Source organism: Oceaniovalibus sp. ACAM 378, assembly GCF_008085915.1.
Classification (GTDB): Bacteria; Pseudomonadota; Alphaproteobacteria; order Rhodobacterales; family Rhodobacteraceae; genus Oceaniglobus.
In genome coordinates this window covers 104,435-117,430 of the sequence record NZ_VSJK01000009.1, presented here as the reverse complement: position 1 = coordinate 117,430, position 12,996 = coordinate 104,435, and the positions used below count along the sequence as shown (strand labels likewise).

General features: G+C 60.2%; 15 protein-coding genes. 11 read left to right on the top strand and 4 right to left on the bottom strand.

All coding sequences use genetic code 11. The annotated features are described in order from the left end of the window. Window positions 1–141 precede the first annotated feature (141 nt). Window positions 142–741: a DUF6151 family protein gene (locus tag FQ320_RS13770; protein WP_187393902.1), complete on the bottom strand. Its 600-nt coding sequence runs from the start codon at window positions 739–741 to the stop codon at window positions 142–144. 162 nt (window positions 742–903) lie between these two features. Between FQ320_RS13770 and FQ320_RS13765 the strand changes: the two genes are divergently transcribed. The 7 genes from FQ320_RS13765 (at window position 904) to FQ320_RS13735 (ending at window position 6,981) form a co-directional block, all read left to right on the top strand. Next, window positions 904–1,128, top strand: a complete 225-nt coding sequence (locus tag FQ320_RS13765; protein WP_148473187.1) for a hypothetical protein — start codon at window positions 904–906, stop codon at window positions 1,126–1,128. A 57-nt stretch (window positions 1,129–1,185) separates the two neighbouring features. Next, window positions 1,186–2,907, top strand: coding sequence for a Tad domain-containing protein (locus tag FQ320_RS13760; RefSeq protein WP_148473185.1), 1,722 nt, complete (start codon window positions 1,186–1,188; stop codon window positions 2,905–2,907). Continuing rightward, on the top strand, window positions 2,904–3,446 hold the full coding sequence (locus FQ320_RS13755; protein WP_148473184.1) for a pilus assembly protein: 543 nt from the start codon (window positions 2,904–2,906) through the stop codon (window positions 3,444–3,446). Before FQ320_RS13760 ends, FQ320_RS13755 begins: the two co-directional genes overlap by 4 nt. Before the next feature lie 27 nt (window positions 3,447–3,473). Next, window positions 3,474–4,043 carry a TadE/TadG family type IV pilus assembly protein gene (locus FQ320_RS13750; protein WP_148473182.1) on the top strand — a complete coding sequence of 190 codons (570 nt, stop codon included), beginning with the start codon at window positions 3,474–3,476 and terminating at the stop codon, window positions 4,041–4,043. 237 nt (window positions 4,044–4,280) lie between these two features. Then, complete coding sequence (locus FQ320_RS13745; RefSeq protein WP_187393901.1) at window positions 4,281–5,903, top strand: TadE/TadG family type IV pilus assembly protein; 1,623 nt, start codon at window positions 4,281–4,283, stop codon at window positions 5,901–5,903. Next, the gene (locus FQ320_RS13740; protein WP_148473178.1) at window positions 5,900–6,424 is read left to right on the top strand and encodes a TadE/TadG family type IV pilus assembly protein; all 525 of its coding nucleotides are present in this window, start codon (window positions 5,900–5,902) and stop codon (window positions 6,422–6,424) included. Before FQ320_RS13745 ends, FQ320_RS13740 begins: the two co-directional genes overlap by 4 nt. Continuing rightward, window positions 6,421–6,981, top strand: a complete 561-nt coding sequence (locus tag FQ320_RS13735) for a TadE/TadG family type IV pilus assembly protein (RefSeq protein WP_148473176.1) — start codon at window positions 6,421–6,423, stop codon at window positions 6,979–6,981. The genes FQ320_RS13740 and FQ320_RS13735 overlap by 4 nt, the downstream gene beginning before the upstream one ends. On the opposite strand, the gene FQ320_RS13730 is transcribed toward FQ320_RS13735, so the two are convergent. After that, window positions 6,978–7,472, bottom strand: coding sequence for a hypothetical protein (locus FQ320_RS13730; RefSeq protein ID WP_148473174.1), 495 nt, complete (start codon window positions 7,470–7,472; stop codon window positions 6,978–6,980). The two genes, FQ320_RS13735 and FQ320_RS13730, sit on opposite strands and share 4 nt — an antisense overlap. Before the next feature lie 168 nt (window positions 7,473–7,640). Here FQ320_RS13730 and FQ320_RS13725 point away from each other — a divergent pair, with 168 nt between their 5' ends. Further along, on the top strand, window positions 7,641–8,552 hold the full coding sequence (locus FQ320_RS13725) for a pirin family protein (protein ID WP_148473172.1): 912 nt from the start codon (window positions 7,641–7,643) through the stop codon (window positions 8,550–8,552). Here the strand turns inward: FQ320_RS13725 and FQ320_RS13720 are convergent. Beyond that, window positions 8,533–9,249, bottom strand: a complete 717-nt coding sequence (locus FQ320_RS13720) for an aspartate/glutamate racemase family protein (protein WP_148473170.1) — start codon at window positions 9,247–9,249, stop codon at window positions 8,533–8,535. The genes FQ320_RS13725 and FQ320_RS13720 overlap by 20 nt on opposite strands. Window positions 9,250–9,322: 73 nt before the next feature. On the opposite strand from FQ320_RS13720, the gene FQ320_RS13715 reads away from it, so the two are divergent. The 3 genes from FQ320_RS13715 to FQ320_RS13705 all read left to right on the top strand — a co-directional run bounded on the left by FQ320_RS13715 (window position 9,323) and on the right by FQ320_RS13705 (window position 12,046). Then, window positions 9,323–9,616, top strand: a complete 294-nt coding sequence (locus FQ320_RS13715; protein WP_148473168.1) for a hypothetical protein — start codon at window positions 9,323–9,325, stop codon at window positions 9,614–9,616. Between the two features lie 117 nt (window positions 9,617–9,733). Then, window positions 9,734–11,035 (top strand): homoserine dehydrogenase, encoded by a 1,302-nt coding sequence (locus tag FQ320_RS13710; protein ID WP_148473166.1) that lies wholly within the window; start codon window positions 9,734–9,736, stop codon window positions 11,033–11,035. 81 nt (window positions 11,036–11,116) lie between these two features. Beyond that, window positions 11,117–12,046, top strand: coding sequence for an AEC family transporter (locus FQ320_RS13705; RefSeq protein WP_148473164.1), 930 nt, complete (start codon window positions 11,117–11,119; stop codon window positions 12,044–12,046). A 35-nt stretch (window positions 12,047–12,081) separates the two neighbouring features. Here the strand turns inward: FQ320_RS13705 and FQ320_RS13700 are convergent, their stop codons facing one another. Beyond that, window positions 12,082–12,993, bottom strand: a complete 912-nt coding sequence (locus tag FQ320_RS13700) for an ABC transporter permease (RefSeq protein WP_148473162.1) — start codon at window positions 12,991–12,993, stop codon at window positions 12,082–12,084. Window positions 12,994–12,996: the final 3 nt, after the last annotated feature.

Sequence of the window (12,996 nt, the reverse complement as noted above, 5' to 3'; positions counted from 1 at the left end):
ATTGTGCGTTGCAAACGCTGCTTCATCCCGGCGCTTGAACGCATGAATCTAGTAAAACGCAACACGCTCTAGATATCTCCAGAACATGAAAACGGCGGTGTTCGCGGTTTCCCTCTGAGCAGTCTGCCCTGAAGAATGGTGTCAGTCCTGCTTGCCAGGTTCAGTGGCGAAGGCCGCACGTCGGGCCTCTGCACTCAGAACTTCGGGGCGGACCACAGGCGCACCGGCGGCGTCGAAAAACGGTGACACCCGCGCCGCGCCCGACAGATAGGCCGACACTGACCGACGCAGCAGACGGCCGAACATCCGTCCGATACCGCGATCCTTTTTCGGCCCCCCGGGCAGCGCCGCCTTGGTAAACCCGTGCGTCACCACCGGGCCCAGCGCCTCCGGATCCCTGAACAATGGCGCCCACATCCCGGCCAGCGGCATGCGCGACGTGCCCACCGTATTGGCCAGCGGCGTGTCACAGCAGGCGGCGTACCAGCGATGCAACCCTTTGGGTGACAGGCGTGCGCAGGCGATCTGATCTGCACCCCGGGTAATGGCGATACGATTGGGCAGCACCTGATACAGCGGGCTGCCCCCCCCCGGATACAACTGGTCGGCCACGCCCATGTGATGGGCAAAGGCGCGGCAGTCACGACAGTAACAGATCAGGTGGCACCCCTCGCCGGGAGAGGTTTGGGTCAAGGTCCCCTGCAAGGCACCGCAGCGACAGGAAAAGGCGTGTTCGGGCATGGCGGCTGTGCTTTGTTGGTTCGGAGTAGGTAATTCTAACGCCCCTCTCCGCGTTGGGAAAGTCAGTGCAGCGGTCGGCGCCCCCGCAAATATCATCGCGGCAGCAACAAGGCGCCGGCCGCCCTGATTGTGAGATCCAAACGCGAATCGCCATCTCTCTGCATGAAATCAAAGGGCGCGGTTAACCAAACCACCCTGCCCCGCGCGGCCGATACGGAAGCGGGCCCGCCTGCAGCAATTTTCTTCGCCAAGAAAAATGCCCTGATTGTCGTCTGCTTCATGACAGTTCGACGGGTTTGTGCCGATCGGTTCCTGCGCCGCATCTATGGCAACTTAGCGGCACGCCACTGCCACATTCCCGCCCGAATTGCCGCGCCTGATCTGTGAGAGCAAAGAATTTTTAGATCAAACGGTCCATTGAGGGCGAGATCACCGAGGTGAACGATGTCACAGCATTTCGACACAAAGCAGCGCGGGTCCGCAAATGATCGGGTCACGTTCCTTGATGACGAAGCCGGATCGTTGACCATCCTCGCGTTGTTCTTTTTCATCTGTATGGTCATCATTGGCGGGATCTCGATCGACATCATGATGTTCGAGAACAACCGCACGCGTTTGCAGAACCTGTCCGACCGCGCCGCACTGGCCGCCGCCGACCTGGACCAAACGGTGCCGGCGGCCGTGATCGTGGGAAGCTATTTCGAAAAAGAAGGGCTGGCAGACTATCTCAAGGACGTGCAGGTTACCCAGTCGGTGAACCAACGTTCCGTGCGGGTCGACACCGAAAAGACCCAGAAAACGATGTTCCTGAACTTCTGGAACCATACTGGAGTCGATACGTTGACCCCGCGGTCCTTGTCGGTGGCGACCGAATTGCGCACCGACATGGAAATATCGCTAGTGCTGGACGTGTCCAACTCGATGAACTGGGCCTCAAGTGCACCGGGCAGTTCGTCAAAGCTGGCCGATCTTAAATCAGCCGCCACCCGGTTCGTCGACAAGATCTATAACACCGAAGAATCCGAGCGGATCACGATGAACCTGGTCCCCTATGCGACCCATGTGAACGCCGGACCGGCGATCATGGACGAACTGGGTGTGACGGCCAAACATCCCTATTCCAACTGTCTGGCCTTCGCCGATGCAGATTTTAACGAAACGCTGATCCGTGGCGGCGATGCCTACGAGCATACGATGCACTTTGACCAGTGGTATACTGAGGAAAAGCCACAGCTTTACGTCTGCCCGTCCGAGGCCGACCAGATCGTCCGCCCGTTCCTGCACGACCCGGTGGAGATCAAACAGCACATCAATTCACTGACTGCCAATGGCAACACGTCGATTGAAATCGGCATGAAATGGGGTGCGGCCTTTCTGGACCCAAGCGCGCGCAACCTGACCCAGCGGTTGATCAACGATGGCGATGTCGACAGCGCCTATGACGAACGGCCTTATGGCTGGGACCGCTCAAACACCGAGAAATTCATCGTCGTGCTGACCGATGGCGTGAACACCGTGCAGCAGGAAATCAACAGCGCCTATGCCACGGGCCCGTCAGGTGTCTGGCGCTGGACCCCGAACCCGGCGGTGCCTGTCAGCTTTTATTCCTGGAGTTCGCCCGAAATCGGCGACGAGGACGGCGACCGGATCGCCAACGAACGATACTGGAACCGGCGTGTCACGCTCCCGCGCAGCGTGACGGGTATCGCGCCGATCACCATTCCACAGGGCTGGTCAAACCTTCCGCTGGGGCAGAATCCTGGTGCGATCAATGCGGCTCTGACCGCCGCCCTGCCGCAAAGCCAGCCACCGGTGCAACTCGACTATTCCGAGTTGTGGAATGAAATGTCGGTGCGCCACTTCGCCACGCTTTATGTGCGCGGACAGCGAGGATCGAGCTGGTCGATGAACAGGTTCTACAATGACGTCTGGCGCGACGTGCTGGGTCCGACCAAGGACGCGCGGCTGCTGGATCTGTGCAACCAGACCCGCACCAAGGGCGCCACCGTGTTCACCATCGGGTTCGAAGTGACCGACCACTCGGCCAGCGTGATGAGCCAGTGCGCCAGCACCCCGAACTATTTCATCCGTGTTGTGGGGGACGATCTGGAAGACGCGTTTGACGCCATTGCCGCATCGATCACCAAACTGAGGCTGACCCAATGAACCGTCTGCTGAACGCACTTGCCCGCCCTCTGCGCCGGTTTGTCCGTGAACAGGATGGCGGCCCAACCGTCGAATTCGTGATCCTGGTGGTTCCGGTCCTCTTGCTGCTGATGACGGGCGCCGAGGCCGGATTGTTGAACATGCGCAACGTGATGCTGGAGCGCGGCACCGACATCGCAATGCGCGCCGTGCGGCTGAACCCGACGACACCGCCAACCCACGATCAGGTCAAACAGCTGATCTGCGATCAGGCGATGCTGCTGCCCGACTGCATGAACAGTCTGATGGTGGAAATGCGCAGTGTCCCGAAAACCAACTGGGCGACAATCGCTGCCGATGCCGACTGCACCGACCGCAGCGAAGGAATCAAACCAGTGACGCGGTTCATGCCCGGTCGGTCCAGTGAGCTGATGCTGGTGCGTGCCTGTATCAAGGCGCGTCCGATCTTTCCGACCACCGGGCTGGGATTGATGATGCGCAAGGATGCAGCCGGCGATTATGCCGCCGTTGCCACCGCTGCCTTTGTCAACGAACCCTGATCGCCCCGAGCTGAAAGGACCAAGACCATGCTTGCCCCCCTGATGTCCCGTCTGCGTGGTTTCCGTGAAGACCGCGATGGCAGCTATTCGATCGAGGCGATTTTGGTTCTGCCGATGCTGGCTTGGGCGATTTTGGCGATGTTCAGCTATTTTGACGGTTTGCGGCTGGCCAATGCCAACATCAAGGCCGCCCATACGATCAGCGATGTCCTGTCACGGGAGTCCTCGCCGATCAATGACGCCTATATCGACGGCACTTACCGGCTGATGACTTTTCTGATCAACCGCGGCTATGACAGTGCGTTGCGCGTGTCTGTCTATCGCTATGACGGCGATGACCAACAGTTCGAGGTCATGTGGTCGGAAACTCGCGGCACGTCGGGCCAGATGAACGCCGCCACCCCCGAACAGAACCGCGCGCGCCTGCCGATCACCGCGGACGGCGATACGATCATCGTTGTGGAAACTTGGATGGACTACCGCTCGGCGTTTGTGATGGGCCTGAAGGACACCACATTGTTCAACTTCGTCGTCACCAGCCCGCGTTTTGCGCCCCAGGTGCTGTTCGATGACGGGACTCTGGTTTCAACCAGCTGATCCTCTTGCAGAATTCAAAAAGAACTTGCCCGCACATCGGGCGCAAAAAAGGCATATCCCGTTGATTGGGCCGTGCCTTTCCCGATTCTGGGTCTCCAATCGGACAACTTCGCCACAAAATTACCATTAATCCACAAAAAAAGCCCAATTGTCGTCCCATTGGCGACGAATCTCGCTGGCAAGGATCATCAGAGGCGACGTGCGATCCGCGTGGCCATGATCTCCGGGAGACAGCACGTGATCCAGACCAAACCAAAAGGTACCGGGGCTCGCAGACCGCTTTCCAAGTTGCAAAGACCCGTCACGCGCTTTGCCCGGAACGAAGACGGTTCGATGATCGTCTTCGGGCTGTACCTGTTCATCTGTATCCTGCTGATCGGCGGAATATCGGTGGATATCATGCGCAATGAACTCTCCCGGCTCAGATTGCAGTCCACGGTCGACACGGCGGTTCTGGCCGCTGCCGACCTTGACCAAAAGCTGGACCCCGAAGCAGTTGTCCGCGACTATTTCTCCAAGGCCGGGATGAGCGACATGCTTGAAACCGTGCATGTGGTCGAGAACCTGAATTCGCGCACCGTATCCGCGACATCGCTACAGTCGGTCCCAACGTTCTTTATCAACGCCCTGGGCGTGACATCGATGCCGGCCAATGCCGCCGGAACCGCACGCGAAGAAATCAGCGACATCGAGATCTCCATGGTACTGGACGTGTCCGGATCGATGAGCAGCTCGAACCGTTTACGGGATCTGAAATCCGCCGCGCGCAGTTTCGTGAACACCGTCCTGTCCGAGGAACGCAGCATCGGTTCGAACGGCGAGGTGTCGATTTCCATCGTGCCCTATTCGACGCAGGTGAATATCGGCAAGGATATCATTGAGAAAATGTCGGTGTCCTATGGCCACAATTATTCTCACTGCCTTGACTTCTATTCGACGGATTTCAGGTCGACCTCGATGCCCTCCAGCGGCCGCCGACAGACCGGCCATTTCGACCCGTGGTCGCGCACCAGCCCGGCGACGGATTTTGTCTGCCGCAACGACAGCGGTTTCAAGGTCCAGCCGATCACCCAAAACAAGACCGAACTTATCAAGCAGATCGACGCTCTGACGCCCGCAGGCAACACGTCGATCGATATCGGTCTGAAATGGGGCACAGCCCTGCTGGACCCGACGTTCCGCGATATTGCCAACGATCTGATCGATGCCAAAAAGCTCGATACCGTCTTCGAGGGCCGCCCCTATGATTATACACGCCCCAACAGCATGAAGGTGCTGGTGGTGATGACCGACGGCGAAAACACCAATCAATACACCCTGAAGGATCAGTACAACACCGGCTACAGCGATGTCTGGGGCCGCCAGTACAGCGGTAACAGCTGGCGGTTCAGCGTCGACAGTAAAGAATACCGGGACACGGACCGCGATAACAAATGGTATGAAACCTGGTATCTGCCCCGGCTCAACCGTTGGGACAATAGCCGCGATGGCGGAGATTCTGACAGCACTCGCCTGAAATATCAGGACCTCTGGGCCGCTGCCTCGATGAGCTATAACGCCTATTACAATTGGTACGCCCAATACAACAACAGCAACGATTACTGGAACTGGCGCGAAACGCCCTATGAGTATGTGGGCAGCTCAACCAAAGATACGCGGATGATCGAAATCTGCGACGCCGCCAAAGCCAAAGGCATTCTGGTGTTCAGCGTCGCCTTCGAAATCGATGCCGCTGATGCGGTGCTGATGAAGGATTGCGCGTCGTCGCCGAACCATTACTTCGATGTCGACGGCGAAGACATCATCTATGCCTTTTCGGCCATTGCATCGACGATAAACCAGCTGAGACTGGTGCAATGATCAATAGAATCAAGCGGTTTCTGCACCTCGAAAGCGGTGTCGCGTCGGTCGAATTCTCGCTAATGTTTCCGATCTTCATGGTGATCTTTCTGATGTCCGGCGAATTGGGGATCATCCAGATGCGTCAGGCGATGCTGGAACGGGCGATGGACATCGTGGTGCGGGACCTGCGCTTGGGCAAACCCGAATTGCGTGATCCCGAGGTTCTTAAACAGGCGGTCTGCGATGAGGCATTGCTGATCGTCGATTGCATGGAAAACATGCAACTTGAAATGGGGCCGATCAATCCGCGCGGCTTCACCGTCTATCAGGGCGGGACACGATGTATTGACCGCACCCAGGAATCAAATCCGGTGATCAATTACACTTCGGGTTCGAACAATGAACCGATGCTTTTGCGGTTTTGCGTATTGCACGATCCAATCTTTCCCGCCGTCGGGCTGGGCAAGATCCTGCCCAGCAGCCCCGGGCAAGGCTATCCGATGATAGCTTCAACCTTTTTTGTGAATGAACCGACATGAAACTCATGGCACATCTGCGCAGCAGGATACGTGCGTTCGCCCAAAATACCTCAGGCAGCCTTACCATCGAGACTGTCTTGGTTCTGCCGATGCTCTTGTGGGGGGTGCTGGCGACATTCACCTTTGTCGACGGATACCGCATGCAGTCGATGAACCTGCGGGCCACCTATACCATTTCCGATCTGCTGACCCGACAGTGGAATCCGGTCGACCAATCGTTCATGACCGGCATCGGCAATTTCCACAAATTCCTGACCAACGAGATCCACGCCACGGCCATGCGCGTGTCGGTCGTGTACTGGGACGAGCCGAATGACCGGCATGTTCTGGTGTGGTCCTATACCACCGAAAGCAGCAAGCCGAAGGTCAAGCAAAGCGATATGGCAGAACTTTCGCCCGGAATCCCGGCGCTGGCGAATGCGGACACTGCGGTGATTGTCGAAACCTGGATGAGCTACGTTCCGCCGTTCAGCATCGGTCTGCCGTCGTCAGAATTTCACAACCGGGTGATCGCTTCGCCGCGTTTCGTGCCGCAACTGCTCTGGTCGACAAGTTAGATTTTACCGTCTGTCCCGGTTTGCTCACGGCGTCGGGCCAGAAGAACGGCAATGATTTCGGCCATCGCCTTGCCCTCTTGTGCCGAGGTCACGCCGCCGACCCCCAAACGCCGCCCCGCGCGCCACCACAGGCCCGGCGCCCATCCGCGGGGCTGCGACGCGGACAGGTTCAGCACGAAACCATTCGACGGCTTCATCGCAAAGGCGCCACGTTGCACCCCGACGATCTGATCCACCCGGACCAGAACCGTTCCCGCACTGTCGCGCAGTTCGGTTTCGGTCAGTTCCAGATACACGGCAGTCGCCCGCCACAGGCTCAGCGCGCCAAAGATCGCAACTCCGCCCAAAGCCAGAAGTGCGACGCGCCAGCCTACATGGGTCGCGCTGCTTACCGCCATCCAGAGCAACAGAAACCCCAGAAAACCCATCATTCCCACCCCCAGATATCGGCGCGGCAGGGACGGCGTAACAGTGGCAATAACAGTGGTCATCGGCGGCTCCGGTTTGGCTGATCCGGGTTAGCGCGGCCTGCCGCAAATGGCGAGCGGTTTAGCGCAGGTGTCTGCCGCAAATGTCGCAAACCCGCACAGGTCCGGTGCGGATACCGACATTGCCGCACAATGTCCGCGCTCGTATCCTGAGGTCAAAGGAGAGCCATCATGTCAATCCGTCCCGTTCTGTCCGCCACGCCCGCACAGCCGACGCTTGAGGGCGCCGGCGTCAAATTGTCCCGCGCCTTCGGGTTTCACGATCCCGAGGCGCTGGACCCGTTTTTGCTGTTTGACGATTTCCGAAATGAACGGCCCGAGGATTACCTGAAAGGCTTTCCATGGCACCCGCACCGAGGGATCGAAACAATCACTTATGTTTTGTCCGGGTCGGTGGAACATGGCGATTCACTCGGCAATCGCGGCACCCTTGGGGCGGGCGATGTGCAGTGGATGACTGCGGGTTCGGGGATCATGCATCAGGAAATGCCCAAGGGAAACGCGGCTGGGCAGATGCATGGTTTTCAACTGTGGGCCAACCTGCCAGCCTCGTTGAAGATGACAACGCCCCGGTATCAGAATGTGAAGGGGACCGAGATTCCGGAGATGACGGATGACGACGGAACGGTCGTGCGCGTCATCACCGGCGAATTCCGCGGACGCCGTGGCCCGGTCGACGGGATCGCCGCCGATCCGCAGTATCTGGATATTTCTGTGCCGCCGGGGCACAAAAAGACATTTCCCGTCGACACCTATCGCCGGGCCTTTGCCTATGTCTTTGCCGGATCGGGCGCCTTTGCCGATGCATCCGCCCCGGCCGGTGTCCTGCTGGAAAAAGAGGTCATGGGGCAAGAGGTCAACATCCGCGATAATTCCGGAGACCGAACGCTGATCCGGTTTGGAACGGGTGACGAGGTGACGGTGCAGGCCGGCGAAGAGGGCGTTCGCTTTTTGCTGGTGTCGGGCGCGCCGATCCGTGAACCCGTCGCATGGCATGGCCCCATCGTGATGAACACGCAGGATGAAATCCATCAGGCGATGCGCGACCTCAGGAACAACACATTCATCCGCCCGGCGCATTGATTGGGGCATCGCTGAACACGGGGGGATTGGCCGCTTGCGACAGCATGGTCACCAGATGTTGGATCGAGAACACGGCAAGCCCGGTCGCCTGCTGCACCGCAGCGGCGTAGGGTTGCAGGTTGGTGCACTCAAACAGGATCGCGCCCATGTCGGGATGTTCACGCGCCATATCGGTGCAAACCTGCACCACCTCGGCCCTGATACGACGGGGATCAACGGCTGCGCGCTGGTGCAGGATCGCATCGCCAAAGGCAGGCGATGCTTCCATCCCACGCAGGATCGCCCGATCGGTGGGAATGCCCGCGGCCGCCAGATGGTCAGGTGACAGGCTGGCGGCGCGAGCGGTGACAATGCCGACCGGTCGCCCGCCCACGGTCGCCGCCACCAGCGGCCACAAGGACAAGGCCGAGGCGGCGACCGGCACCCGCACCGCCGCCGCCAGATCGGCCTGAACCACGCTCAGGAACCCGCAGGAGGTGACGATCGCCCCGGCCCCTGCCGACTCCAACACACGGGCACCCGCGACAAAACCGGGCAACAGGGCACGCGCCGCCTGTGCCGCGCCCACGATGCGGGTTACCGTGGCGTTGGGAACAACATGATACAGAACCGGAAAGTCAAAACTCGCCGGATTGCCGATATCGCCCGCCACACGTTCAAACCCCGTATCGAGCATCAGAATTCCGACTGGTTTCACCGCATTCTCCCACGGGCCTTGCCACCGGGCGCCCTGCCCCGCTAGAAAGACGCAGCAATCCGGAGATGGCAAGATGGCGATGCGATGGCTGGCACTGGTTCTGCTTCTTTCTGCCTGCGCATCCGTTCCCGATCTGACCACCGTTGAAACCCCGGCTGCCGCCCGCGCCGATTATCCACAGCTCTTGCCCCTGACTGATCTTGTTGCATCGGCCCGAACCGGGCAAATCACCAACCCGACCCTGTCACGCGATCTGTCCGGGCGCGCTGCACGCCTGCACGCGCGCGCTGCCGCCCTGCGCCAAACCGCGCTCACCCCCGCCGAACGTCAGCGCATCCGCGACGCGGTGGTTCGACTGTCAGGCTGACCGGTAACGTCGCCACCCATGCGCCACCCTTGCACCGGTCCATGGGTTGTCCGTGCGTTGCCCCCGGCGCGACCATCAGCTAAGGCTCGCGCGACACCAGCGACGGAGGCCCGCCCAATGACAGATCACCAGAACCCCGGGCCGCTTCGGCTTGGAATTGCCGGGCTTGGAACCGTCGGAACCGGCGTGGTGAAGATCATCCAGCGCCACACCGCCCTGCTTGCCGCCCGCACGGGGCGCGAGATCGTGATTTCCGCCGTCAGCGCCCGGTCGCGGGACAAGGATCGCGGCGTCCGCCTGTCAGACTACGCTTGGGAGGATGATGCCTCGGCACTGGCGCGGCGCGATGACATCGATGTTTTTGTCGAACTGATGGGCGGCGATAATGGCCCAGCTCTGGACGCGACACGCGCAGCCATCGCCGCAGGCAAGGATGTGGTCACCGCAAACAAGGCAATGCTGGCCCACCACGGCCAGTCCTTGGCCGAAGCCGCCGAAGCCGCAGGCCGGGTGATCCGGTTCGAGGCGGCAGTGGCCGGTGGCATCCCGGTGGTCAAGGCGCTGACCGAAGGTCTGGCCGGCAATGAGATGACCCGCGTGATGGGTGTGATGAACGGCACCTGCAACTATATCCTGACGCGGATGGAGCAGGACGGGCTGGGATATGACGCCGTTTTTGCCGAAGCCGCCGAACTGGGATTTCTCGAGGCCGATCCGAACCTTGACGTGGGCGGCATCGACGCGGGGCACAAGCTGGCGCTGCTGGCTGCCATTGCCTTTGGCGTTCAGGTCGATTTTGGCTCGGTCGTTCTTGAGGGGATCCAGCAGATCACCATCGATGACATCCGCCAGTCTGCCGATATGGGATACCGGATCAAGCTGCTCGGCGTGGCGCAAATGACGGCGCGCGGGCTGGAACAACGAATGACACCCTGTCTAGTGCCCGCCGCATCGCCCCTTGGGCAACTTGAGGGCGGCACGAACATGGTGGTGCTCGAGGGCGACAGCGTGGGTCAGACCGTGCTGCGCGGCGCAGGGGCGGGCATGGGACCGACGGCGAGCGCGGTGATGTCCGATGTGGCCGACATCGCCCGTGGAACCCGTCTGTCCACGTTTGGACAGCCTGCGAGCACTTTGAAGTCTGCCAAACCCGCCACCAGTGGCACAGCCGCGCCATATTATCTGCGGATGCGGTTGCTGGACAAGCCCGGCGCGCTGGCCCGGATCGCGACGGCCCTCGGCGACGCGGGCATCTCGATCAACCGGATGCGGCAATACGGCCACGCCGACACTTCGGCTCCGGTGCTGATTGTCACCCACAAGACAACGCGCGACGCGCTGAATATCGCACTGTCCGGCATGGCCGAAACCCGTGTTCTGCAAGGCGAACCCTTGGCAATCCGAATCGAAAGCGTGTGAACCCCGTTTCGTCCTGACCCCCGGTATTCTTCGCGCAGGGTCGCAATATCTCCTGTGCGAAGCGACAATGCAGAGTGACCCATGCAGTCCCTGATCGATGTTATCCTGCCTGTATTTCTGGTCATCGGGTTTGGCTATTTCGCCGTCTGGCGTGGCCTGTTTTCCGACTCCAGTGTCGACGGATTGATGAAATTCACTCAGAATTTCGCCATCCCCTGCCTGCTGTTCCGCGCGATTTCGACGCTCGATCTTGGGCAGGAATTCGATCTGGGTCTTCTGCTGGCCTTTTATGGCGGTGCGACCAGTGGATTTCTGGCCGGACTGCTGGGTGCGCGTTTCATCTTCGGCCGCGATTGGGCCGATAGCGTGGCCTTCGGGTTTGCCGGACTGTTCTCGAATTCCGTACTGCTGGGCCTGCCGATTGCCGAACGGGCGTTCGGGGTCGAATCGCTTCGCCTCAACTATGCGATCATCGCGGTGCATGCGCCGTTCTGTTACGGGCTTGGCGTCACGGCGATGGAGATTGCGCGCAACCGTGGCGGACACCCTGCCGATACAGCGAAAAAGGTGCTGGCCGCGATGTTCCGCAACGCGCTGGTGATCGGCATCGCGCTTGGGTTTGCCGTCAACCTGTCGGGGCTGCCGCTGCCCGGAATCGTGACCGATGCCGTGGATCTGATGGTGCGTGCCGCCCTGCCCGCCGCCCTGTTCGGATTGGGCGGAGTGTTGGTACGGTATCGGCCCGAAGGCGACATGCGCGCGATCTTGTGGGTCTGCGGTGCTTCGCTGATCCTGCACCCGGCGGTGGCATATTCGCTGGGCTGGCTGCTGGGTCTGAGCGTGGAGCAACTGCGAGCGGCAGTGCTGACCGCAGCAATGGCCCCCGGGGTCAACACCTATATATTCGCAAACATGTATGGCGCGGCGCGGCGGGTGGCGGCGTCAGGCGTGCTGATCGGAACCGGTCTGTCGATCGTGACGGTCTGGGTCTGGCTGCTGATCCTGCCCTGATCCGGCAGGCCGCCGGCAAGCGGAACAACCAACCCTCAGCCCGGCGACAGACCGCGCAGCCGCTCGGACCTGCGGCGCAGCAATTCAATCGTCGTCAGCAGCAGGATCGAGATGACCACAAGGATCGTCGCCACCGCCAGAATCGCCGGAGAAATCTGCTCGCGGATGCCATTCCACATCTGCCGCGGGATCGTCTGCTGATCGTGGGCCGCAACGAACAGTACCACCACCACCTCGTCAAACGACGTGACAAAGGCGAACAACGCACCTGAAATCACGCCCGGCAGGATCAGCGGCATGGTGATCCGAAAGAAAGTCGTTGTCGGATCAGCGCCCAGATTGGCGGCGGCGCGGGTCAGCGAGTGATCAAACCCGACCAGCGTCGCGGTGACCGTGATGATGACAAAGGGAATGCCCAGCGTCGCATGGGCCATGATGATCCCGACATAGGAATTCGCCAGCCCGGTCTTGGAATAGAAAAAGAACAGCCCCGTCGCAGTGATGATGATCGGCACGATCATCGGTGAGATCAGCACCGCCATGATCACCCGGCGAAACGGCATCTCGGGGCGCGACAGCCCCAGAGCGGCCAGCGTCCCGAGGCAGGTGGCAAGGATCGTCGAGAAAAATCCGATGATCACGGAATTCTTTGCCGCGTTGACCCACGCAGAATTTTCCCAGACATCGGCCCACCACGACCCGTCTCGCGCCGCACTTCCATCGGCCATGCCAAAGGTCAGCAACATATCGTACCAGCGCGAAGAATACCCCGTCGGATCGAAGGCGAGCATCTTTTCGGTAAAGGTGAAATAGGGCTCGGCGTTGAAACTGAGCGGGATGACGATCAGGATCGGTGCGATCAGGAACAGGAAAATCAGACCGCAAAGCACAAGATAGGTATAGTACCAGATACGCTCCAGACGGTCGGCATGTTTCGGCAGGGCCATCGG